Here is a 24,872-nt window from a genome sequence, read left to right on the forward strand (position 1 = left end):
TGACTGAATATTCACAAACTCGTCTCTGTTTTTGATATACTTAATCTATATATCATAATTTTTTTTAGCAGCAAAGTCATTATAATCATGTCCGAAAATTTGATTCAGTATTAGAAAGGAGGAAACAAAAATTGATGAGTACAGACGCAGTATTTGACTTTATAGAAACAGAAAGTCAGCAGCAAGAATTCCAAAGTTGTATTGAAGAATTAAAAGGCCAGCGCGGCGCACAAATGCCGGCTTTGCAAGAAGCACAGCGGATCTATGGCTACTTACCGATCGAGATTATGAAAAGGCTTTCAAAAGAGCTGGAACTCCCCTTAGAAGAGCTTTACAGCACAGCCACCTTCTATGCCCAGTTCACCTTTGTGCCTAAAGGCGAGTACACGATCAGTGTGTGTATGGGAACGGCTTGTTACGTCAAAGGAGCCGGAGATATCTTAGATTCATTTACGACGGAGCTGAAAATCAACTCAGGCGAAACCACTGTCGATCGTAAATTCACTTTGGAATCCTGTCGGTGCATTGGTGCCTGTGGTCTAGCCCCTGTATTGACAGTGAATGAAGAAGTCTATGGCCGCCTATCCAAGAAAAAGGCAGATAAAGTGCTGGTGACGTACCAGAATAAAAAATAACAGGTTGTTGCTCCTTCGTTTCCCCGAAGGTCTGATACTAGGGGAAATCCTCTTGTACGTTTCTTTAATTTTGATAAAGTTTTTGATGTGTTAGCTGAATTTCTTAAGAGTCAGGAGTAAATAATATGAAAGATTGGAATGAATTAAAGGAGCTTCGAGACACTTATCGTCAGACAATCACGATGCGTTTAGATGATGAAGAGCATGAAAAACATCCATACGAAAAAGAGATATTAGTATGTGCGGGAACAGGCTGTATCTCTTCTAAAAGCGGTGAGTTTGTCGAGGCGTTAAAGGTCGAATTAGCCAAAAATGAATTGACAGATAAAGTGAATATCGTAAAAACAGGCTGCTTTGGACTTTGTGCGCAGGGTCCGATCGTAATTATTTATCCAGAAGCGGTCTTTTATCATCAGGTTCAGGCAAAGCATGCGAAAAAAATCGTTTCGGATCATTTAGTCAATGGGAAATTAGTCGAAAAACTGCTGTACCACGACAATGAAAGCAAAGAGATCATCAACAAATTAATGGATACCCCCTTCTATCACAAGCAAAAACGGGTGGCTCTGCGAAATTGTGGGCGGATCAATCCCGAGCAGATCGGAGAATATATCGCCTTTGACGGTTATCAAGCCTTAGCCAAGGTAGTAAATGAGTATTCTCGTGATGATGTATTGAGCACCTTGGAAACATCGGGCCTGCGCGGACGCGGCGGCGCCGGCTTTCCAACCTTCATGAAGTGGTCATTTGCCAAAGCCAGCCAATCCGATCAAAAATACGTGATCTGCAACGCCGACGAAGGCGACCCGGGAGCCTTTATGGACCGCTCCGTTTTAGAAGGCGATCCCCATGCAGTCATCGAAGCGATGGCGATCGCAGGCTATACGATTGGCGCAAATCAAGGCTACATCTATGTCCGGGCAGAGTATCCGATCGCAGTCAATCGTTTGCGGATCGCGATCAAGCAAGCGCGGGAGGAAGGTATGCTGGGCAAGCATATTTTAGGCAGTGATTTTTCTTTTGATTTGGACCTGCGTTTAGGAGCCGGCGCCTTCGTCTGCGGCGAAGAGACGGCCTTATTAGAAAGTATCGAAGGTCATCGCGGCGAACCGCGGCCACGCCCGCCTTTTCCTGCTGTTAAGGGATTGTTTGGCAAGCCGACGATCGTAAACAACGTTGAAACACTGGCCAATATCCCGCAGATCATTTTGAAAGGTCCAGAGTGGTTTGCCAGCTTCGGTTCAGAAAAATCCAAAGGGACGAAGGTTTTTGCCTTGGGAGGCAAGATTCAAAATACTGGATTAGTCGAGATACCGATGGGCACCACCTTGCGAGAGATCGTGGAAGACATCGGCGGCGGTATCCCAAATGGCAAGAAATTTAAGGCCGCTCAAACAGGCGGACCATCTGGCGGATGTATTCCGCAGGAGCATTATGATGTGCCGATCGATTATGAAAATCTGAAAAAAATCGGATCGATGATGGGCTCTGGCGGTTTGATCGTCATGGACGAGGATAATTGTATGGTGGATATCGCGAAATTCTTCTTAGAATTTACCGTCGAAGAAAGCTGCGGAAAATGTGTACCTTGCCGGGTCGGAACGAAGCGTTTGTTAGAGCTTTTAGATAAGATTACCATGGGCAATGGTACCTTAGACGACTTGGATAAAATGGAAGAGCTTTGTCATCATATCCAAGAAAACTCACTTTGCGGACTAGGGCAAACCGCCCCAAATCCAGTGCTTTCTACCCTTCGCTATTTCCGGGATGAATATGTGGCCCACGTCGAAGAACGGCGCTGTCCGTCTGGTGTCTGCAAGAACTTGATTCAATATCGTATTTTGCCAGACAAATGTACCGGCTGTCGAGCATGTGCAAAAGGTTGTCCAGTCAGCGCCATCAGCGGTGAAGTCAAGCAGCCCCATGAAATCGATCAGTCGATCTGTACGAAATGCGGCTTATGTATTGATACTTGTCGCTACGATGCGATCACGGTCATATAGGAGGTGGAGCAAGTGAAAGAGGTTATGATTACCATCAATGGAAAAATCTGTACTGCTCCCGAAGGATCGACGATTCTCGAAGCAGCACGAATAAACAATATTGAAATCCCCACCCTGTGCTTTTTAAAGGAGATCAATGAAATCGGTGCCTGCCGCATGTGTGTGGTAGAAGTAAAAGGCGCCCGCAGTCTAGTAACCGCCTGTGTCTACCCGATCAGCGAAGGCATGGAGATCACGACGAATTCGAAAAAAGTATTCAACTCGCGCAGAGTTACTTTGGAACTGATTCTTTCAACTCATGAGCGAAAATGCCTTTCGTGTATTCGCAGCGGAAATTGTGAACTGCAAAAGCTCTGTAAAGAGTTCAATGTCGCGGATGAAGATTATTTCAACGGCGAAAATTGCCAACACGAATTTGACGACAGCGCGGTTCACATGGTGCGCAACAATAATAAATGTATTCTTTGCCGTCGTTGTGTCGCTGCTTGTTCAAAATGGCAGGCAGTTGGCGTAATCGGACCAAACGATCGCGGGTTCAACACCCACATCGGCAGTGCTTATGAACAAAACTTAGGCGATGTGCCATGTATCTCCTGCGGACAATGTATCGTCGTTTGTCCGACTGGCGCAATTCATGAAAAGGACCAGACACAAGAAGTTTGGGATGCGTTGGAAGATCCAACCAAGCACGTCATCGTCCAAACCGCCCCATCGATTCGAGTGACATTAGGCGAAGCCTTTAATATGCCTATCGGTACCAATGTTGAAGGAAAAATGGTAGCGGCATTACGACGGATCGGCTTTGATAAAGTCTTTGATACCAACGTTGCGGCCGACTTTACGATTATGGAAGAGGCTAATGAATTTTTGGAACGGGTCGGAAATAATGGACCATTCCCGATGTTCACCTCCTGCTCGCCAGGCTGGGTTAAATACTGTGAGCACTATCATCCAGAACTGATCCCGAACCTGTCGACTTGTAAATCACCACAGCAGATGTTTGGCGCACTGGCGAAAACCTGGTATGCCGAAAAAGAAGGCATTGATCCAAAGGATATTTTTGTCGTCGGCATCATGCCTTGTACCGCTAAAAAATTCGAGGTCACGCGTGAAGATGAAGCCGCAGCCGGCTACTCCGACTGTGATGTAGCATTAACGACCCGCGAATTAGCGCGAATGATCGATAAGGCTGGTGTCCGCTTCGTGGAACTTGAAGACGAAGCATTTGATAACCCATTAGGCGAAGCTACTGGTGCCGGCTACATCTTCGGTGCCACTGGAGGCGTTATGGAGGCAGCCTTGAGAACTGCTGCCGAAACTTTGGCGGGGCATTCTTTAGAGCAAGTAGAATTTACTGAAGTTCGCGGAATGAAGGGAATCAAAGAAGCCACTTATGAAATGAGCGGCGCAACGATCAATGTAGCCGTGGCATCAGGAATCGGCAACGCTAAGAAGCTATTGGAACGAATCGAATCCGGCGAGAAATTCTACCACTTCGTAGAAATCATGGGCTGTCCCGGCGGCTGTATCAACGGCGGCGGGCAACCGGTCCAACCAGCTTCCGTTCGCAACTTTGTTGATTTGAAGACAAAACGTGCCGCTGCTCTTTATTCAGAGGATAAAGGCAAAGGTCTGCGCAAATCAAATGAAAGTCCGATCGTCCAAAAAATCTATCAGGAATTCTTAGAAAAACCCGGCAGCTTAAAAGCGCACCATATTCTCCATACCAGCTACCGTGATCGGACAAAGGTTAAAGTTTAAAAAAAATAAGCCATCATCCCTTTCGATGATGGCTTTCGTCTGAAAGGAGTGTTCAAAAGAGCACTCCTTTTGCTAGTTCCTCTTGCTTACTACAGATTCAATCTTCATTCCCGCAAATTCTAAAAACTTTTACAGGAACGTCCCTTTTTATCTATGGAATTTTTAGTTCGCCAAAATGATTGGTCTTTTGATCCCAAGCATAGTCATTGATTTCCGTGTCCGGTTCGAGATAAACCGTTAGCCAGTAAGCCTCTTTACCATCGCAATCCAAATGGATATTTTGTGAACTGTCAAGATTTGAGATGTTTTGCGCATTCTCCTCTTCCGTCAACACAAACCCTAGATACTTATAGTACTGCGGCGTGAGCCAATCAACCTTGATTCCCTTATACCCTGTTTGTAAGGAAACCACGTATTCATTATACGCAACAGTTTTATTAATATCCCCGCTGTTAGTCACGATATTTTTGGTTGAAAACTTCTGATCGTAGTTAGGCAATTTGACATTGTTTAATGACATAAACCCATTGCTTGGGCGCTTGATCGACGAGTGAGGATTTTGGATCACCTGTCGAACATTCAATAGAATCGACGTGTGTGCCTTATAAATGACGTTTACTGTCATTTCGTCTACCGTTGCCGCTGCTGTGAAGGTCACTTCATTGTTTTCGCTAATTTCTGTCGCGTTATTCACATTGATTGGGAAAGTTGTTGCAGGTGCTCCATTTGTCGGCTTGTACTCGAATGGCAGATAGTCCACCTCATCGATTAGTAATTCTGGAACAAGTCGTTTATACGTAACCTTTCTCAAAATGTCCTCTGCAGCCATTTTAAATGGGTCCAACTTTTCCCCTTCATCATCCACACCTAAATAATAAACCTTCGCATATGCTTCTGCCTCTTTTTCGTAGTGGAACGAATGAACATAACTATCACACACTGCCAATTCGCCCTCGTCAGCTTCAAGATCATCATTATTCGCGGCATCTTCCACTCCATTAAGTGTATAGGTTTTCTCTGATGCCTGCGGTGAATAGAATTTCCAAGCCGCTTTGTACTCAGGCAGCCACTCCTCTTCGACCCATTCTTCGATCCAACTATTGATCCAGGCGGTCACTTGGACCTCAAGCTCTTGCGACCAAGTAGTTCCCGAAGCGACAAAATCACTTTTTGTTTTCGCAAGCAGCTCGGTTCGATGCTTCGCTACTTGATCCTCTTTGACTTTATCCGACTCAAACAATGCATTCCATTGCGCTTCGGTTAACCTAGCAACCTTTGTTTCATCATAGCTAAAGGTCGGCGGTTTCGTTGTTGTGCCAATAATTTTCCCGTTTTTGTCTAAAGGAAAACCAACCAGCTTCTCGATACCATCATTGGTTACCTTGGATACATTCGTGCTTGTCGCTTCGTAGAGTACCTTGCTTGTATCGGCATGTTCTACCCCGTTGTGTTTGATCTCTGCTTCCGTATAATAGTTATCGAAAACCTTCCGACTTACAACAGCCGGCTCTGCACCATAGTAATTAGTCTTGACTAGCGCCCAAACAATGCAATTATCCGTGACTTCAATGCTTTCATCTTCCAGCTTAACCTCAGGCTCGTCTAATCCTTGCTTGATTCCCTTCCAGCCATTGGCATCAGCTAGATCAAAAGCAGTGTACCCCAATGAAGACGCTTGACTGTAAGCTGCATTGAACTCATCTTCTGAAGGACTGCTCAGCTCCATGTTTGGATCGTCGGTATCATAAGGCAGGATCAAGTACTTAGCTTCCTGCAGCTCTGGTTCAACCGTCAAGTTTAGTTGAGCACTATGATAGGCACTCCCCAGACCGATCTCGATTTTTACTTTTTCTTTTGCATTTTGTGATTTGTAATGCTTTTCTTTCGGAGCATCGATATCAATGTTCCCAGGAATTACTCGCGGTGCCCCTCGCATGAACATGATTTCATAGCAGTAATAATCAAAAAGCCCGTCAGTTGCATGACTTGAAGTATACGTATTATCATCACCGTATCTACCCGTTCCACCATACCAATCATATACAGGATCATAGTCCCATCCCCAAGCAACCGTTCCCGATCCATCCAAACTAGTCTTATATAAATTACCAGACATATCTAAAAACTGCATAGCCGATTGATAACTAGCTATCTGGGTAACACCAGGGAAACTTGCATTTTGAGTACCTGTAAAATCGTTGGGCTCTCCTCCTGTCGAGAGTTCGATCCAAGGTTGTTCATCCTCCTTGACATCCGGTAAGCTCGTTTCCTCGGTCACATTCTCCGGAAGAGCTGTAGTCGTACGATTATCAACAAACCATGAACCATCATATTCATCTTTAGCGACATAAAAGTTTCCGCTTATCGTATTTGCACTGTCTCTTCGGACAACGTATACTAGCCGTTTCTCTTTCTCATCAATCATGTAGACTTTATTGTGAGCATTTCTCATTGCGGCTAAAGTCGGAGCGTTGTTACTTACCGTTCCTTTTTCTCCAACAGTTTTATAGTATTTTTTATCATAAATTGTAGGGTGTTTTTTATAAGTTCCGTCATCAATATCAGACCACATTCCCTGGTTCTGGTAGCCGGTTAATTGAAAACCTACTCTTGCATTATAAGTAACGTTAGAAAAAACTGGTCCTTTTGGTACTGTATGATTAAATTGCGTATCACCATCACCAAAAGTTTGAGGTAATTGCGTTGCCAATTTAAGATAGGTATCCAATTTACCGTTTGACGGTGTTGTATAATCATATGCGACCGCTGTACCTTTTGAACCATACAGAGGGCCATCTGTTCCGAATTGATAGTAATTGTTTTTCCCCCAAACCCAAACTCTTCCATATTGATCCAATGCATGTGCCGCAAATTTTCCTGCATCCACGGAAGTGAACACCGGTGTGTATACAGCAGAAGTTGCATCAAATTCTACTTTTACTGGTGTTGTATAATTGCTGCCCGCAGTACTTCCATGATAAAGACGCCCAAATTGATAAATATCTCCCTCATCAGTTAATACAAAACTGTTGTCCAAATCTGCACTTACTTCTACTGGTGTCAAATTCTGCGTTGTGAAGAACGACGTTTCAGCCAGCTGTTGCGAACCGCCAGTGCCGCCAGTTCCTCTTTGTCCGTAAGTATTTGTACCAAAAGTATAAACCTTACCGGCAGCAGTCGCGATGATTCCGTGAGAATTCCCCATCGACATCGAGATAATTGATTCATCATTGTTCAAATCAGTTAACTGGTCAATCATGGTCGGACGTGTGACATAAACACCTGTTGATATGAAAGGAATTCTTCCGCCATCTCTATAGCCCCAAGCATACACATTTCCACTTTCCGTTGTAGCATAAATACAATGTGCTGCTTCTGTACCTGGATATAAGTCGAGGATTTTTTGATCCGAAGGAAAATCCACTTCTTTTGGTAATAGATTATTTGATCCGGCTGTAAGTGATGTTCCATTGCCCATTTGTCCGTCGTATCCTCGACCCCATGCGTAAAGTTTTCCATCATCGCCTAATGCATAAGCGGTATGATACGATCCCCATATTTTTTTTATTTTTATATTATTATCAATAAAGTAAGGGATTCGCTTCATACCACCTTGATATCGATCACGATCCTTCACTTTTTCTGCCATGTTGACTCCCTGTAAACCGTAGCTGTTATATCCCCACATCCAAACGGCGCCTTGATTGTCTAAGGCCATTCCTCCAGTATAGAGTGTGACAGTATCGATAAACTTAACCGCCGATAGCTGAGGAACTGATTCCGGCATGAGTGAACTCTCCAACGTCGGCAAATTCCGCTTCAGGCTTCCAGCAGCTAAAGAAGGCTGGACAAACGCAGACTCTGTGGTTTCCTCTTCATCCTTTTCGCTTTCTGAACTGTTCTCTTCAGACGCTTGGCTTGATTTGGTCTTTTTGCTTTTTGCTTCCGAGGAACTGCTAGATTCTTGATCTTTGCTCTCAGATGTTTCAGCGACCTCCTCTGTTGTAGTTGTCATAACAGTGGAATGTTTTTCAATAGAATCTGTCGTTGTTGCATAAACGCCGATATTCCCTCCGATCGAAAGGAGTAAAACGGCTAATAAAAATGTAATTACTTTTTTATTCAATGAAATACTCCCTTCTATTCGGCACGTTTTTCTGCTAATGTTTCATCGATGGTTTTCAGCGGCTCCGCAGTCTGAGGATCATCCGTACCCCACCACGAAATTCGATAATCATATTTTTTCGTGTGGATCGCTTCTGTTTTTGCGACGATATCGAATGTTACATCTTTGTAATTGTCTTTTTGATCATTGGGAATGATGAGTTTGACTTTTTCAAATAGGTTAGAAGATGTCTCGCCGGGAGCGAGCTTCTCTAAATAGTAAAAATACCCGTCTTTTCCATCTTTCCATTTGCTCGTATCTAGTCCGATCAATTGCACATGATCCTCTAATTGCACTTCAAAGGGTTCTCCATCCTTCAACGCTGCTGGAAAAACCATCATGCGTACAAATGCATCAATAGTTTCTGTGTTTTTTGCCGCGACAACTTTATTGATTTCTGTCTCAGGCGTCAACTCATTAGGCGAAGTGAAATCATCGACTAATGCCACATCAAACAGCGGATTGCCCGATTTGAATTTATTTTGCATGGAATCACTAGTAGTAAACCAAGCAAATGTCGAGAGCGTTACTAGAACAACAGCTAAAATAATAAATGTGCTTTTTCTTGATGTTCCTTTTTCTTGAATCTTTATTCGAAGCTTTCGAAAAAAAATCTGAAGCTGATTTTTCAAAACTGCATCACCTCATTTCAAACAATAAACTGGTGCTCAACAAAGTTCGAAGTGCACCAGTTTCATTCGTATTCTCAAGTCACATGCACCGCGATATTGCTATCTGTACTTTGATCGTCTTTTTTTGCTTGAGTGGATATACACGATAGCGACTAAGATAAGACCTATCCAGACGAAGCCGTTCGAAAGAATTTCTCCTGTTCGAGGGAATAGTCCTTTAGGTTCTGAACTTTGAGAGCCGCCGGGGCTTTTTGGCACCTCGGATTCGCCCTCATCAGTCGTCTTTTCCGAAGCCGTCGCGATGAACTGCCACTCGACTTCCGCTTCACTCGGCCCTGAATAATATAATTTGTTCCATTTTTCAATATCATTCATGGTTAATACGATCACTGCTTGTTTTTCTGATCTGGCAGCAACCAAGCCAAATGGTACTTCTTTACTTCCTTCTTTACTCGTACTCAGATTGCCTTGATAAACTTCTTGATCTTCTAATAGAATCTGCATGGACATATTCTCGATCAGATCAATTTTTCCGGTTTTTGATTTCGGCTCAATAACTAAGCGTAAGTCATAAGCCTCGTCTCGGAAGTTTTTGATCGTCAGCGTTCGTTTAATCGTATCTCCTGGTTGTAGATCCTCTAAGTTGAAGAAATATCCCCCATCCTTAGAAACATTGATCCCATTCTCGTCACCAAGTAAAAAGCCGTCTGGTAAATTCTTTTCAGCTGCTGAAACTTCTTGAATAGAGATCGCAGGCAGGAGTACGACCATAAATAAAAACAAAAATCTTTTTAGTCGTTTCACCGCCTCACTCCCATTTCATACGACCTGCTAACCGACTATTTTTAAGTAAAAAGAGTTTATCTTTTGCTAGAATTGTTTCTGCAAGTGAGCAAGGCTTATAGCGCCGCTTTGATCGCATTGGCAATATTTGTCGGAATTCCTGGGAATCCGCCGCCGTCGATTGCTTCTTCAGTTGCTTGCAAGGCTTCGATTCGTACATCTAATTCATAGTCCATCAATTGGTAAGTGTTGTTTGCACTTCCGTCCAAAGTAACAGACGTTAAGATCAATGGAGATCTTTCCCCTGGAGATAGTGTGCCGATGTAATAGAACCAACCGCCATCAGCATCATATACCCATTTATTAGCTGTTACTGTTGATTGTTCCACATCTGAAGAATAACCAAGTAAGATTTTATCGTCCAATGCTGACTTAGTAATAGCTGTTGCTAAAGGATGCGGAGCAACTGCCCAGTCTTTATTGCTTGAAGTGCCTAGCTTGTAGTACAGGTATTTAACATTTGTAACTGTTACTGTTTGTGTGCTTAAATCATAGGCAAAGTCAGCATCCATCTTATAAAGCTTGCCGCTTACCTCATGATATAAAGCAAACTCGTATTTGTTGGTAAAAACTTGTTTACCGACAATCGTTACGCCTGATGGGACGCCGTTAACTGTTAAACCTAAAGTTGCAGGATCAGAATAGCCATTACTTGAAAAATCAATAGATGGCACTGGAATCAAATCTTCATCTGTTTGTTCTGAATCAAAAGCGTATTGCTTTAAGCTGTTTCCATCTGCTTCCATTTTTTGCAAAGCTTCTTTAAATGACAGACGAACGACAACGTCAGTGTCACTGTTACTTAGGACACCAACTTCCTTCTTCACTTCTTGTCCTGGTTCCCAGCCGTCTGGCTCTTCAAAATCCTCGACGATTTTAACTGAGCCGTCTGGTAATGACCCTGTTTTAAATTTGTTGGTAACATTGTCCGTAGATGTAAACCAGGCAAAAGTCCCAATCAATATCAAGACCACCACCATAATGAGTGATAACCCTACTGCTTTTTTCTTTTTCGAATTCATATGAATCCCCCTTATATATATTTTGCTATCAAAAAGTGATTGCCACCTTTTGTTAAGCCTTACTAAAAAAATATTTTGAGATAATACTTAATAACAAGAGAAAGATGACGGCAAGGCCGATCGCTAAATAAGGATTTTCTTGAACGGACGTCAACAGTCTTCCAATAACAGGAACAGCGCCCACCACGACCCCGATTATCTGCTTGTCAGCTATCTCAGGATCATCCATATTATTTGCGTCGCCTCGTGTGATGAAGGTCTTCTTCTCCGCGTCCTTCTTCACAACTCGATGAGTCAGGTAGACGGAGCCATCTTCGATTCCGCTAGGGACAAAAGTCACTACGTCGTTCACCTCAACCTTTGAAGGTTCGGTCATCTTCACAATCAACAGATCTCCTTTTTCAAAAGCTTCGCCTTTAAAACGCTCGCCTAACGATTTATCCGTTCTCATAGAGTTCGTCTTAACAGTGTAGATGCGATACCCAAAAAGTGATTTGTCCGTTTGATCATTGAATCTGAACCATACTGCCGAAGCGACGATTCCCAATAATACGATCCAGAAAAGAATATTCAGAACCCATAGTATTTTTTTCTTCATTAAAAGCTGTCCTCAATTTCATTTTTTAATTTTCGATATTTTATGTCGGCTATCCTGGTCAGTTCTTCCTGTAAAAGTTCGTTGTCCCTCGCGCAGAACGCCTCATTCATATAAAGAATCGGTACATTTTTAGTTAGGTAAAACTTTATTTGATTAGATAAAGCCATATCAGTGAGAATCAAATCCGTTTCTTCTGACAAAAAATTCACGATTTCGATGCAAAAATAGTTTCCAATCATTTGCAACTTCGTACTTGCCAGCATTTCTGGTGCTCGATTACTAACGATATAGATATAAATTTTGGGATGGAAAAGCTGCCGATTTAGTTCAAAGAACAGAATTTTGTAATAAGCCACACACAAATATTCCAAGTATTCCGATTCGATCGTAGTTAAATTCTTGCTGGATTTATTCATGAAAACCTCGTAAAAGGTTCTTTCACGCTCCTTGTTTCCAGGAAATTCAAAAGGATGATGGACATAGAGATCCACAATTCTTTGCTGCAGCCCTTTTTTGTAAATAAGTATTTGATAGAATACACCGACTAATCGTGCGAATGTTGTTTCCCTTTCTTCACAAGTCATTTCTCTCAAGGCATATTCCTCAATTGTTTTTAGTTTTTCATTTACTCTATGTAAAAAATCTATATCTTGTAATTTAGAAGAGTTTGAAAAGAAGGGTGGGAGTTTTCCATCGTGTTGACCCATACTGGCGGCAATGATGCAGCTGATCGTAAAACGAGCTTCGGTCTTCAAAATATCTGTACTGATCATTGCTCTTTTTTTTCTTAGAAGCTGAACAAAATTGTCGTACATTTTTTTATCCGCATCAGTCATCGGCTTCCAGTAATAATCATTAGCAGGAATCGGGCTTTTTTTTGCCCGCAGCAATGAAATGGCTAATCCGTAATGGATAGTCAAAAACCTCGGTGAAAATTTTTGATAGATAGTCTCATCTAATACATTCAAAATATCCAATATTTCATATGTACTTATAAATAGAAACGGCCATTTATATCCGCCATATACATGTTGATATATTCCCGTATACAAAAGTCGGATCGTGGCTTCATCTCCTAAAAGAGTCAGCTTTCGATTGGTTTTTAATGTGAGATTACTCGCATATAATTGTATATAGCGTTCTAAGTATAAAATTTCCCTTTTTACCATGGCATAAGTGATATTCAATTTTTTTGTAATCTCAGAGATCGTCCATTCCTTCGGCTCGATAAATAGCGAGAATAGCTGAAAGCGATAAGACTGCTCCAAATAATGCAAACGAAAGATCGTCGTTGAAAAATTAATCTTTACATTCCATATCACTTTTTTTGGCTCAAAGAGAGCGACTAATTCTACATGGTCATCGTATCCAAGCTCCTGTATGTCCAATTTAATATCCGTAATAATTTTTTTGACGGTTGGATATGAGACATTCAGAAGTTTTACCAGCTCCATTAACTCGATTGAATGGTTCTGATTCTTATGTAAATGATCAAGTATCAAAAAACGTCTTAAAAAACGAATATCCATTAAGTCAAGAATCATTTGGCCGCCTCTTTTCAATCGACAAATCACGTTAATTTCTAATGAATATAGTTGCTAGTATTCATAATACAGAATGGAAAGTTCTTCGTTTCAGCATGTTTTTCTTAATATTAGAAAAATAAATGAACTTCAGTCGATTTCTAATTAATTATTATCTCGACATTCTTTTTTCACTCTTCCTTATGGCGGTGAAATATAATAAAAGGATTATTTTTCCTCGCCCATTTAATTTTATTGTTTATTTATAACAAACGATCTACTCGGAGAAGGGGAAACTCCTCGTTCCAAATTCTGAAAAAAAATCCCGAGAAATGTTTGAACAATTCTTTTCACCCGCACGATTAAAAATTATTATCAAATTCCTCTAGAAACCAGAATACAAAAAAATATGTGATTGATTTGTTCAATTTTCAACGAATTTCGTTAAAGTTTGAACAATCATTATTATGGATGTTAAAAAATAGACCTCTTATAAATATTTTCAACACAGCAATAATAAATTTCTTTTTAAACAAATTTAGATTAAAGCACTTTTTAAGCACCTTTCTACACAAAAAAAAATATCTGTGATACCCTTCAATAAATACGACCCTGAAGGAGCTAGAAATGAATTTCCTCGTTGATAAATTGGATAGAAACAAGATTCTTTTCATTCAAACAGTTTTTGATTCAAATCATCACATGTGTTCCATGGACAGGCTGTTACAAACAGTCCCTATTAATTCCCAAACGGCAAACTCACTTTTCCACTCTATTTCTGATGATATCCAAGACGCTGATTTTTCTGATCTGATTGACTTAACATATTCTCCTGCGAATCAACTATTTGAATTTCATATTTCTCAGTCCTTAAATATTCAGACTGTCATAAACTTCTATATTATGAGGTCGACTAAGTTTAAACTGCTGGAATCGCTTTTGACGACAAAGTTTGAAACGCTTCAAAGCGTTGCTGATACTCTTCATGTATCCTACACACAAGTACGAAGAATTATTACAGAGCTGAATGACTCATTAGATGAAATCGGGTTGGAAATCCACTCTCGACGCAACGTCTATTTAGCTGGAAATGAGATCAGCCTAAGATTTTTCTATACTATCTTATCTGTATCAACCTATGGTATCGGTTCTTGGCCATTCTCTTCCTTTAGTTATTTAGACCTATCTTCACTATTGGATGACTGTCCTGCTGAAGTGTTCAAATCAAGAGCCTTGGACAAAAATGTTTTGGCACATTACTACTTGGCGATTCACCTATTAAGAGAACGCCAAGGATTTGGTATCGATACAAAGGCGATCAGTATTCCCTTGTATGAACCTTTTTCTGTTTCTAACAAAGAAGCCTTCAAAACATTTTCCATGTCAATCAAGAAATACTTGCCTCATCACTCGGAAGAAAAACGAATAGAAGATGCACAACTTATCTGCAGCAGTTTGATCGCTATGGGCAGTTTTTCCTCTGTTGAGACTGTACCGGACTTTTTCCTTTTGAATGAGAAATTTAACGAACAGAAATTTGCTCATAAAGCCTTTTATATTATTGATCGGGTCAATTATCACCTGCATACCCCGTTGAGTCATAAGGAACGAAACAATATCTTATATTCAATCTTGTGTTTGCATTATCGTGTTTATTATGTCGGAAAATCGTTGAACTATCTTGGAACGCTTCTGCCCAACTATTCCCATGAAACAATCGACTTGCGCAAGAAGCATAAAATCCAGCATATTCAATACCTTGTCGAATCAGAGATGGCCTCAGAAGAATTTGATTGGGGCAGAGACTTCTACGATTATCTTTTATCTCAATACTGCCTGATCTATGACAAACAGCTTAATTTCGAAAAACACACTGCTCCTATCACTGTTGCATTCATCTCACTGATCTCGAACCAAACTTTGCAAAATGATGTTTGCCAGTATTTTTCATCCTATTTCAACTTGAAACCAGCAGAAAACCTTGACCAGAGTGTGGATATTATTATTAGTGAGGTTCCTATCTCGATCGATACGATTTCTGCATTGCGATTGAATCAGCCGATCATTTATTGCCACCAAAAGCTGGTCGCTTCTGACTATGAAAAAATAACCGAAGCCTTCGCGAAAATTGCTCAAAAAAAATTCAAGTCTCCCCAGTTATAGCCGAAAAAAAATACCAGAGACTTAGAAATCAAAACAGATTTCTAAGTCTCTGGTATTTATATAGCAAAATTACTCAAAAATAATTTCTTATCTTGCTCTTTGACGATTCAACGCTTTAGACAATACCGGAACAACTAAGATCGACAGCCCTCCTCCGATCAATGCGGTGATCAGCTGCGGAAATGAAAAGGCGCCTGAGACCATCGCCGCTTTCGGAGCAGGCATTTTAAGTAAGATCGGAACAACAAACTGCACGATTGACAGATACAATACACCAAACTTAGCAACAGCGCCAACCACTGTCGCCATGATAAAATTCACAATACTCTGTTTCTTGTTGAAGCCTGCGATCAAATGCCAAATCGTTACCAGAACCGCATTTCCAATCGCAATACAGAACACAATTTGCGGAAATGCCGGTCCGATGCCAAACATGAAAGCAAAAATCGGTGATAACAACGCGATCGTCAAGCCGCTGGCCAAACCACCAGTGGTCACAGCGACGATCAGGATCAAGTTGACCAACGATCCTGTCACCAAGGTATTTCCTAGACCAGAAGTTACTGCTTGGACTACGATCAATAATGCCAATAACACACCTGTTTGAGTAACCCATAAAGCTCTTCGATTCATACCTGCGAGTGAACTATTTGACTACACAATCTCAAATAGTTTCCTCTTCACTTCCCTTCTCATTTCGATTTAGGTGCCTGTTGCTTGAAGATGAGTAAATCATGAATAATTTCTATTTGTTTCTTAATATAATTATTGTACCAGATTTAGGGAGTGTAAAGAAAACCATTTTGATGCGTGTTTTATTATTATTTTGCATGGAATGATTCGTAGAAATACTGCCCGCCTTCCCAAAGCAGGATAAATTAAGCAATTATGCAAAGAAAGCCTAAACAATCAGAATAACGTCCAACTGCTTAGGCTTTCTTTGTATTAACGTATCAAATCAATTCCGGGATTTTCCAGCACCGTAAGAACCTGCTCCTTAGCAGTCAACGGCACATCTCCGTGAATGGTATGCGCCAAGACAGCATTCATTGTCGCAAATTCCACCGTATCAGCTAATGACCAATTATCAGCATAGCCTGCCAAAACACCTGCGGCATAAGCATCACCGGCACCGATCCGATCTAATATAGTCAGTTCACGACTGGTACTGACAGCCTGTTCCTTCCTATTATAAAGGAAGCCCTGCAGCTGCTTCTGAGTCCCCGCGGAAATTCTTTTCGTTCCAGCGAACCACTCTATTTGATAAGTCTCCATAAAGCTGCGAATCAACTCGTCCTCATTTTCCGTCCGCTGCATCTGCAGCAGATCAGTCAAATCCCTTGTGCTGCCAAAAACGATGTCGCAATAAGGTAAAATCATTTCATACTGTTCCTTCATAAAAGCTAGCTTATTCGGTTCAGTATTCAAACTAGGCCGGAAGTTAAAATCAAAACAAACTTTTTTGCCAGCCTCAGCTGCCCTTTTGGCCAAGTCATGTGCAGCACTTCGCGTCTCGTCAGTTAAGCTTAATGAGATCCCGCAAATATGAATCAAATCATTGACCGCCAAAGCTGCATCAAAATCATAAGCTTCATGGCTGCTTACACCAAATGAGCTATGATGCCGGTTCTGATAGGTTACCTGAGTCGGACGCTGACCATAGCCGTTCTCCGCGAAATAACTGCCAATATGATGATGAGCAAACTGTAATAACTCCGTATTGATCCCGTATTTCGCAATCGCTGATTTAGCCACCTGACCTAGACGGTTATCCGGCAATACGGTCACCAGAGATGTCCGGTAACCGAACTGCGCCAGATTAGCCATGATATTGACGCCAGTTCCTGTATAATCCATCCGCAACTCATTCGTTTGATCCAACAATAGATATTCTGGTGGAGATAACCGCAACATCACTTCGCCAAAAGCCGCAAATCTCATAGAATTTCTCCTTTTTCCTCTTAATGTATTTCTCTTTATAATCAGAATTCCTTTTTATTTCAATGTATTTTTACACATTTCCAATAATTTCTTGACGTCTTCTGGTCGAGTATCACCCGTTGCTGAATCAATGATTGAGCTGTAGACATGTGGAATGATCTTCTTAACGCCGGCATCTACCGCGATTTGAAGAATTTCTTCAAAGTTTTCCAAATCGATTCCGCCAGTAGGTTCCAGATAGAAATCATATTTTGCACAAGCTTTGGCAACTGCTTTAAATTCCTCTTTGTGCGCTAAGCCCTTCATTGGGAAGTATTTGATTGAACTTCCACCCATGTCCTGCAACAGCTTGATCGCTGTTTCGATTGGAACAATTCCTTCCGCTCCTTGTGAGCTTAACGGACCCGTCGCGATATTTACATAGCCGACTTTTCCTGTTGGCGATACCAGCCCGTTAATGACCGTTTCCGTTTGGCCTAATAACGCTCTAGATGTACCGACTCCCGTAAACACTTGATTCACATGCTGCGGCTGCAGCTTTCCTGAGATTCGCGAGACCATTTGACTTTGATTGGGATCACCTGCTCCCAAGCCGACTGATAAAGCATTGTTCGTTGCTCCCTGATACTTTTTCATATCTGTAATTGCCGCTTCATCGTTCACATAATTTTTTGATAAAACACCTAATACGACGTGCTCTTCGGCTGCTTCATAACAATCTTTGGCATTCTCCACTGAGTTAGCCAAAACATTTAAACAAATTCGATCTTCTAAATAATTCGGTAGTAATGACATTGTTTTGCCCCTTCTTATTCCATAATATCGCGTAAACGTTTCGTGATCATTGCCATTTCCTGCTCATTCACTGAACGGATATCAAATTCAATAATCCCGTTATTCGCTTGGTATTCTCTCGTGTAAACGGCTGGTGATTCCTTTTTCAGTTCGGCGATGACTTCTTTTGCTGTCCGACTGCCTGAAACCTGCACGCTTCCACGATAAATATCTCGTCCAGCACCATCTTGGACAATTTTTGCAGATAAATCTTTGATCTGATTAACTGATTCAATAAACGGCGCTAATCTTTCCTTCATAGAATCCCCTGATTCGCTGCCGTTTTTTAAGTAATCCTCGATTGCTTGGGTAAAGCCGAGAATATTGTCTTTGCCGATTTTCATAGCTCTGCCGATCCCTTTGCCCTGCAATCGAATCCATTCAATTTTATCCTGCTTGCCGATCACCAAACCAGCACTCGGTCCTTCCATCGCTTTTGCCCCAGAATAAATCACTAAATCAGCACCCGCTTTACTGTAAAAGAATAAATCTTCTTCCGCAGCTGCATCTATGATCAACGGAAGCTGATTTCTCTTTGCCACTGCTGCGGCATCTTCTACCGACAGCATACTTTTTTGAACCGTATGATGGCTTTTAATGTATAGAATCGCCGCAGTATTTTCCGTAATCATCATTTCTAAATGCTCCGCTGAACACATATTGGCATAACCAGCTTCTACCACTCGTCCTCCGCCTTGCTCAACCATTACTTCTACCGGCGTACCATAATCGACATTATGCCCTTTCGGTAAAATGATCTCACGTTTTGTGATTCGCTCCGTGTAAGGATGATACGCATGGTACACGTCTCCTTGACCGATCACTGCCGCGATACTTTGAGCAATTCCGGCTGAAGCGGAAGATACGATCTGTGCATCTTCAACTTTTAGCAGCTTCGCGATATAAGCGCCCGTCTTTTCACTTAAATCAGCCATTTCGAAAAAGTGTTCTCCGCCAAAGCGCTGTGCCGCTAATACCGACTCAGAAACTTTAGAGACTCCCAGGATCGTCATGCGGCCAGAAGCATTGATCACTTCTTTCAATCCTAATTTTTCAAAATCAATTGTCATAGATTTGACCTCCAATGATCGTCTTCACAGGTACGATCTCTTCTTCCGCTGTACGCGTATGCCCATTGGAATCAGTTAACACTTTATCTGATTTCTTGATCGTAAATATCGTAATATCCGCATCATAGCCCGCGGCTAATTTCCCTTTGTTCTTTAAATAGAAGTTTTTCGCTGGGCTCTCTGTGACCTGTTTGATTATCTCTTCCCAAGAATACCCTACTACGAACAGCTTTTCCATCGTCGTCGCTAAATCATAGACCGGACCATTCTGACGGTTGCGGACATAAATATCAGAACTAATAGAAGAGCTTTTCATGCCTTCACTCAAAGCCTGTTTTGCAACATCGAAATTGAAGCTGTCAGTCCCATGACCGATATCAAAAATGATCCCTTTTTTATAGGCTTCCCACGCAAAAGCTTTGATCTGATGACGCTCTCGATCAAGGATGCCGTTTTCTTTTCCATTAAAACAATGGGTCAGCACATCGCCTTTATCCATCAAAGCCATAATATCTGACAGCTCCGGCGGTGCAGAGCCAACATGTACCATCAAAGGCAGTTCGCCATATTCACTTTGAAATTTTTTGGCTAATTTTAATGGCTCGATCCCGCTTGATCCGATCACGGTTTTACTCATTCGAGCCTTTAAGCCAACGATAAAATCTGGATACTCTTCTATCGCTGTCCTTACCGCATCTTGCTGCACCTTAGTCAAATCGGCCAGTTCATCCTGCTCAACGATTCCCCATTTAGAAATATTCAAGAGAGCATAGACATTTGTTTTTGATTTTCCAGCCAGCTCACAGAAGTCTCCGATATTTTCTGCTCCAGTCGTCCCGGCATCGATAACGGTCGTCACTCCTCGTTTTACCCCAACTTCATCAGGATAATCGTAGTACAGTGTCATTTTTTCATAGCAATGCACATGATCATCGATCCAGCCTGGAGAAAGATAGTGATCCTCATCCAGAACAAGCTCGCGATGTCCCTCTGCGATAATTTTTTCGGCAACTTCAACTATTTTCCCATCAGAAATTCCCAATTCGAACTTCTGTCCATCGATCGTTTTGGCGTTTCGTACAACTAAATCCAACATTTTCGTTCCTACTTTTCTGTAAATTTGAATTTTGACCATGGATGAATAAATGGTAAAAGAATCTGTTCATCGGCAATGATCTGACCTACTTTATTTTTTCTAGCATCCTTGTGAGCCTTCAAAACAACTTGCAGCTCATTTTTATATTTACCAAAGCCGTCATTTCCAATCACGATATCCCCCGGTTGAAATTCGATTTCGTTGTCATGCGGTGGATTGGCTGACTGTCCATATTTTTTTCGTACAAAAGTCGAACGAACCATCTGATCCGTAATATCTCCTCGGCGATAATGCTGTTCATTCAGTACGATTTGTTTTTCTACTTCGTTGATATCTGAAACAAACTCCACAGAAAATTCCGTTTGATAACGATCGACTTCTCCCATCGTCTTCAGCTCTTCTTCCGAAGCATAGGCATTGCCAATAATCACATCATCAATCAATTTAGTAGCAAATAAATGCTTAGTCGCCGTCTCGACCGATAGATGACGGTGCATCTCCAATGTTGGCAATCCATCATTGATATCCCACGGACCAATCTCTCCAACTTGTGAAGTAACGAAGGCCGCTGTTCTGATACCATGAGCTTTGAAACGTTCGCTGCATCTTACAAAGAAGTCATACGGCAGAGCCGTTCCTTCTTGCGGATAAAAATTGTGGCAGCCATATAAAAAGGGCGTGTTGGCTTCATAAGTTAAGATATTATCTAAATAAGCAACATCATTACTCATATTCAATTCAATCGCTACACCAAAAGGATTATAGGTCAGCATCGCTTCTTTACTTCCATCAAATCCCAAGTCTAATCGAATCCCGTCTGCCCCAAGTTCATGGAAGAAACTCATATCATCATATGAAATCCCCAACTCCTCAAAAATATTCGGAGCCACATCTAAAATCGTTTCATACCCTAGATCCTTTGCAAAGAAGATCAGCTCTTTGAATTTCTTTTTGACGACCTCTTTTCCTTCCGTAACCTCTAACATACTCATGAAAATTCTGCCAAACCCATATTTATGAGCCAGTTCGATATATGCCTTATCCTGATTGATGTCGCTATGATCCGGATAAACTGAAATTCCTAACACACGTTTCATACACTTTTCCCTCGTTCCATTTCATCAAATTTTGAGCGGTACTTATAAGCAATCAATGAGGCTGAACATACGGTAACAGTCATTACTAAGAATGAAGCGATATGCAGGACAATACCTAACACGACTGCTAATAAGATGATGCCCAATGACCCTAACAAAATATATCTAAGTTTCATTTCTTGTATCTTTACTGGCAACTTTCCCTTTTCCAAATAAATATGACTCGCTAGAAAAAGGATGATCAAATAAATTAAGTTCATAGTATCACCGAAGAGGACGGTCAGTTGACCATCCTCTCAATCCTTTCTGCTATAGAAAATGATTAGTTCTTAGTTAGAAGTGGCGCCTTGCAAGTTTTCAGCCTTTTCTTTTTTGGCTTTTTCTTCTGCTTCCAACTCTGCCGCTTCACGTGCTAATTGTTGTTTTTCAAAAACCTTGAAGAATGGATAGTAGATCGCCATCGAGATTAAGAAGTTGACGATAACCAGAATCGCCGCCCCAATACTCCAATCAGTACTCATCCAAGCCGCAATCGGTGCAGGAATCGTAAAGCCGTAACGAGCAACCATCATTGGAATCAATCCTGACACAGTCAAGAAGTAAGACAATGTTGTTGTAATCAATGGCGCTACGATAAATGGAATCCCTAATAATGGGTTCATAACGATCGGTGCCCCGAAGATCATAGGTTCATTGATATTGAACAGTCCTGGTAAGAAGGATAAACGACCTAAACTCTTCAAGTATTTTGATTTCGAGAACATGAAGAATACCACCAAGGCCAGTGTCGTTCCGGCTCCTCCGATCCAGATGAACCATTGTAAAAATTGTTCCGTGAAAATGTTCGGCATTGCAGTCGCACTTGCTCCATCCGCGAAGGCTTCCATGTTTTCAGCAATTGATAATTCCCAGAAAGGACGGATGACCGGTCCCATGATCGCTGGTCCATGAATCCCTAACACCCAGAAGAAACAGATCAAGAAGACTGTCAGCAACCCGCCGAATAAACTGTTTCCAGCCAATACATCTTTAAACGGCATTAACAGATTACTCAAGAATCCATTGATATCAAAGCCGATCATATGACGAACAACCCAGAAGAATAGCAGAATGACCCCACCAGGAATCAAAGCCATAAATGAGTTCGTTACTTCCGGCGGAACACCTTCAGGCATTTTGATAGTAATGTTTTTTTCAATAAATATTCGATAGATTTCAACAGAAATAATAGCAGTAACAATCGCTCCAAATAATGAGGCAGCACCTAAATTGGCGATATTGATATAGCGGCCTGCGTCGATTACGCCGTCCACATTGTCAAATACTCGAAGCGGTGGAGCTGCAGTCACTAGAAAGGCCATGACTGACAATATTCCAGCAGTCAAAGAATCCACTTTATAGCTGTTCGCTAGTTGAGAGGCAATACCAAAAGTTGCATACAAAGCCAATATTCCAACTGTATAACGAAATGGGATATCTAAAATTGCTAAATACGGTTCAATCATCGCGGCAACCGAAGGAATCGGGAAATTTAAGAAGATAGTGAAAAATGACCCGACGATCGTCAGCGGCATCGTTGCTACAATTCCCTTTCTGATTGCCATCATATGTCGCTGCGTACCGATTTTATTAGCGAACGGCATCAATTTTTGTTCAAGCGAGTTTACAAGTCTGTCCATTTTTTAACCTCCGTTTATAACGTTATAATGTTTACAGATGAATAATAGCATACTCACTTTCACGTGTAAACGCTTTTTCAAAATTAATTTTAACTTCTTTTTGAAAATATGAATTAAATTCAGCTATAAAGATTTATAACTCAAGCTAAATTCCGAAATATACATTCAAAATTAAACCTGTTATGTTTAATTATAAGAAAAAGCTGTGACGAAAAATTCGTCGCAGCTTCAAGTTTAAGTCTCATATTCAATTTGATACGCATGATCAGTTGTATTGTACAGGCCTTCTGAATACTCGACTACTTTTCGATCATAATCATACGATTTACGAATTCTTTTTAAAGCAAGCTTTTCATCCGTTTCAAGCAGCTGCTGTTCTTCCGCATTTAATGTAATTGCCACAAAATCATCTATAAAGCGTTCGATATCCAAGCCATTTTGATAAAGAATTCTATACAAGGATTCTTGCTCCAAGTCTTCTTTAGTAACCCTTTTCAATCCAACAGGTAAATAATGATTGAAGTAAATATACGGTTTTCCATCTAATAAATACATCCGTTGAAAGCAAACCGCCTCAGCACCAAAATATTTGAAGGCATTATGTTCCTCAGTCAGTTTAACCTCTTTGACATCAAGATTGATCTTTTCAATAGTCAAATGGGAGTTTTCCAAAATTTGAGTAAAGCTGATCGCTTTTGATAATTTGTTATAAGGTCGTTCACTCAGAACGGTCGTTCCTTTTCCACTCTTTTTCTCCACATATTCATCCGCTGCCAATAACTCAATAGCTTTTCTCACCGTGATCTTGCTTACATCAAAAAGCTTCTCAAGTTCAGTTTCTGTCGGCAGCATCGTGCCAACCGGATATTTACCGGAAAAAATATCCTCTTTTATTTTTTCAGCAACTTCTAAATACAGCACACGAGTCTTCTTCATACGTTCCACCTTTCCCAACGATTGGACTTCATTTATTAGAATAGCATTTAGATTAGCGTTTGCAAAGTTAGATCCTACCGACTCAAAAAAATTTTGCCCAGCTATTTACCTAAGCTAGAGTTTTTGATAGCTATCTCGCTGGGTTTTTGCTAGTCTTTTGTTAAGACAAAGTTACAGGAGGCCTATTATGGATTTGCAAAAGTTTAACTGGACGCGTTTACCGGAAAGCTATCAACTATCGGAAAATAGACTCGAAGTCATAACAAAACCTCATACCGATCTTTGGCAAAATACCTACTATCATTTCCAAAACGATAACGCACCGGTTTTCCAAATAGAAACAGACCAAAAATATTTTAGCTTTATTGTAAAAACTGCATTTACTGAGAGCCACCATCGCTTCGATCAGTGCGGTATCGTGATGTATCTAGATAGTCAGAACTGGCTAAAGGGCTCGATTGAGTATGAAAATGAAGACTATCAGCACTTAGGCAGTGTCGTCACAAATCACGGATACTCCGATTGGGCAACGACCGAAATTGATGCCAACATCAAATCTATGTGGTACCGTCTAAGCAGACGTGAAGATGATTACTGCATCGAATGTTCCACTGATGGCAAAAAATTCCAGCAAATGCGGATCTGCCACATGATTGAGGGAAATGCTAGTGTCAAATTCGGCGTCTATGCCTGCTCACCGGAGGCTTCCTCTTTTAAAGCCGTCTTTACAGACATGCAGCTGACAGACTGTCAATGGCCTGCCCATGATGGCCAGCTGCCTGATAAGTAATATTAACTCACTAAGAAAGAGCTGGCCTTCTCAGACTAGCTCTTTTTCCGTATACACAAAAAAACCCTTGATTTCTCAAGGGTT

Annotated in this window: 20 protein-coding genes; 5 read left to right on the forward strand and 15 right to left on the reverse strand. The window is 41.2% G+C overall.

Going from position 1 to position 24,872, the window contains the following annotated elements:
* The first annotated feature begins 134 nt into the window (after positions 1 to 134).
* The 3 genes from FFR60_RS14145 (at position 135) to FFR60_RS14155 (ending at position 4,399) form a co-directional block, all read left to right on the forward strand.
* Entirely contained in the window at positions 135 to 635 is a 501-nt protein-coding gene (locus FFR60_RS14145) for an NADH-quinone oxidoreductase subunit NuoE family protein (RefSeq protein WP_088932863.1), read from the forward strand.
* A 125-nt stretch (positions 636 to 760) separates the two neighbouring features.
* Positions 761 to 2,638, forward strand: coding sequence for an NADH-ubiquinone oxidoreductase-F iron-sulfur binding region domain-containing protein (locus FFR60_RS14150; RefSeq protein ID WP_212741907.1), 1,878 nt, complete (start codon positions 761 to 763; stop codon positions 2,636 to 2,638).
* A gap of 12 nt (positions 2,639 to 2,650) precedes the next feature.
* Positions 2,651 to 4,399, forward strand: coding sequence for an NADH-dependent [FeFe] hydrogenase, group A6 (locus FFR60_RS14155; RefSeq protein ID WP_137664651.1), 1,749 nt, complete (start codon positions 2,651 to 2,653; stop codon positions 4,397 to 4,399).
* A 151-nt stretch (positions 4,400 to 4,550) separates the two neighbouring features.
* On the opposite strand, the gene FFR60_RS14160 is transcribed toward FFR60_RS14155, so the two are convergent.
* The 6 genes from FFR60_RS14160 to FFR60_RS14185 all read right to left on the reverse strand — a co-directional run bounded on the left by FFR60_RS14160 (position 4,551) and on the right by FFR60_RS14185 (position 13,203).
* Complete coding sequence (locus FFR60_RS14160; RefSeq protein ID WP_137664652.1) at positions 4,551 to 8,525, reverse strand: RCC1 domain-containing protein; 3,975 nt, start codon at positions 8,523 to 8,525, stop codon at positions 4,551 to 4,553.
* Between the two features lie 14 nt (positions 8,526 to 8,539).
* Complete coding sequence (locus tag FFR60_RS14165; protein ID WP_137664653.1) at positions 8,540 to 9,196, reverse strand: hypothetical protein; 657 nt, start codon at positions 9,194 to 9,196, stop codon at positions 8,540 to 8,542.
* Positions 9,197 to 9,295: 99 nt separating this feature from the next.
* Complete coding sequence (locus FFR60_RS14170; protein WP_137664654.1) at positions 9,296 to 10,000, reverse strand: LPXTG cell wall anchor domain-containing protein; 705 nt, start codon at positions 9,998 to 10,000, stop codon at positions 9,296 to 9,298.
* Positions 10,001 to 10,095: 95 nt separating this feature from the next.
* Positions 10,096 to 11,061: a BsaA family SipW-dependent biofilm matrix protein gene (locus FFR60_RS14175; protein WP_137664655.1), complete on the reverse strand. Its 966-nt coding sequence runs from the start codon at positions 11,059 to 11,061 to the stop codon at positions 10,096 to 10,098.
* A gap of 52 nt (positions 11,062 to 11,113) precedes the next feature.
* Complete coding sequence (locus tag FFR60_RS14180; protein ID WP_137664656.1) at positions 11,114 to 11,659, reverse strand: signal peptidase I; 546 nt, start codon at positions 11,657 to 11,659, stop codon at positions 11,114 to 11,116.
* Positions 11,659 to 13,203: a helix-turn-helix domain-containing protein gene (locus FFR60_RS14185; protein ID WP_137664657.1), complete on the reverse strand. Its 1,545-nt coding sequence runs from the start codon at positions 13,201 to 13,203 to the stop codon at positions 11,659 to 11,661. The genes FFR60_RS14180 and FFR60_RS14185 overlap by 1 nt, the downstream gene beginning before the upstream one ends.
* Positions 13,204 to 13,893: 690 nt before the next feature.
* Between FFR60_RS14185 and FFR60_RS14190 the strand changes: the two genes are divergently transcribed.
* Positions 13,894 to 15,345 carry a helix-turn-helix domain-containing protein gene (locus FFR60_RS14190; RefSeq protein WP_283205009.1) on the forward strand — a complete coding sequence of 484 codons (1,452 nt, stop codon included), beginning with the start codon at positions 13,894 to 13,896 and terminating at the stop codon, positions 15,343 to 15,345.
* An 87-nt stretch (positions 15,346 to 15,432) separates the two neighbouring features.
* Here FFR60_RS14190 and FFR60_RS14195 read toward each other — a convergent pair whose 3' ends face one another.
* The 9 genes from FFR60_RS14195 to FFR60_RS14235 form a co-directional block, all read right to left on the reverse strand.
* Positions 15,433 to 15,978, reverse strand: coding sequence for an ECF transporter S component (locus FFR60_RS14195; protein WP_137664659.1), 546 nt, complete (start codon positions 15,976 to 15,978; stop codon positions 15,433 to 15,435).
* A gap of 312 nt (positions 15,979 to 16,290) precedes the next feature.
* Positions 16,291 to 17,286, reverse strand: coding sequence for a sugar kinase (locus FFR60_RS14200; protein WP_137664660.1), 996 nt, complete (start codon positions 17,284 to 17,286; stop codon positions 16,291 to 16,293).
* Between the two features lie 54 nt (positions 17,287 to 17,340).
* Entirely contained in the window at positions 17,341 to 18,081 is a 741-nt protein-coding gene (gene dagF, locus FFR60_RS14205; RefSeq protein WP_137664661.1) for a 2-dehydro-3-deoxy-phosphogluconate aldolase, read from the reverse strand.
* 14 nt (positions 18,082 to 18,095) lie between these two features.
* Positions 18,096 to 19,190 (reverse strand): DgaE family pyridoxal phosphate-dependent ammonia lyase, encoded by a 1,095-nt coding sequence (locus FFR60_RS14210; RefSeq protein ID WP_137664662.1) that lies wholly within the window; start codon positions 19,188 to 19,190, stop codon positions 18,096 to 18,098.
* Positions 19,180 to 20,286 (reverse strand): amidohydrolase/deacetylase family metallohydrolase, encoded by a 1,107-nt coding sequence (locus tag FFR60_RS14215; protein ID WP_137664663.1) that lies wholly within the window; start codon positions 20,284 to 20,286, stop codon positions 19,180 to 19,182. Before FFR60_RS14215 ends, FFR60_RS14210 begins: the two co-directional genes overlap by 11 nt.
* Before the next feature lie 8 nt (positions 20,287 to 20,294).
* On the reverse strand, positions 20,295 to 21,383 hold the full coding sequence (locus FFR60_RS14220; RefSeq protein WP_137664664.1) for a DUF871 domain-containing protein: 1,089 nt from the start codon (positions 21,381 to 21,383) through the stop codon (positions 20,295 to 20,297).
* On the reverse strand, positions 21,380 to 21,643 hold the full coding sequence (locus tag FFR60_RS14225) for a hypothetical protein (protein ID WP_088932878.1): 264 nt from the start codon (positions 21,641 to 21,643) through the stop codon (positions 21,380 to 21,382). Before FFR60_RS14225 ends, FFR60_RS14220 begins: the two co-directional genes overlap by 4 nt.
* A gap of 69 nt (positions 21,644 to 21,712) precedes the next feature.
* The gene (locus tag FFR60_RS14230) at positions 21,713 to 23,062 is read right to left on the reverse strand and encodes a PTS sugar transporter subunit IIC (RefSeq protein WP_137664665.1); all 1,350 of its coding nucleotides are present in this window, start codon (positions 23,060 to 23,062) and stop codon (positions 21,713 to 21,715) included.
* A gap of 234 nt (positions 23,063 to 23,296) precedes the next feature.
* On the reverse strand, positions 23,297 to 23,998 hold the full coding sequence (locus FFR60_RS14235) for a GntR family transcriptional regulator (RefSeq protein ID WP_137664666.1): 702 nt from the start codon (positions 23,996 to 23,998) through the stop codon (positions 23,297 to 23,299).
* Positions 23,999 to 24,185: 187 nt separating this feature from the next.
* Between FFR60_RS14235 and FFR60_RS14240 the strand changes: the two genes are divergently transcribed.
* A complete protein-coding gene (locus FFR60_RS14240; protein ID WP_137664667.1) occupies positions 24,186 to 24,788 on the forward strand; it encodes a DUF1349 domain-containing protein in 603 nt (200 codons plus the stop codon).
* Positions 24,789 to 24,872 lie beyond the last annotated feature (84 nt).

Origin of the sequence: Enterococcus hulanensis (assembly GCF_005405485.1) — a bacterium.
Taxonomy (GTDB): Bacteria; Bacillota; Bacilli; order Lactobacillales; family Enterococcaceae; genus Enterococcus_A; species Enterococcus_A hulanensis.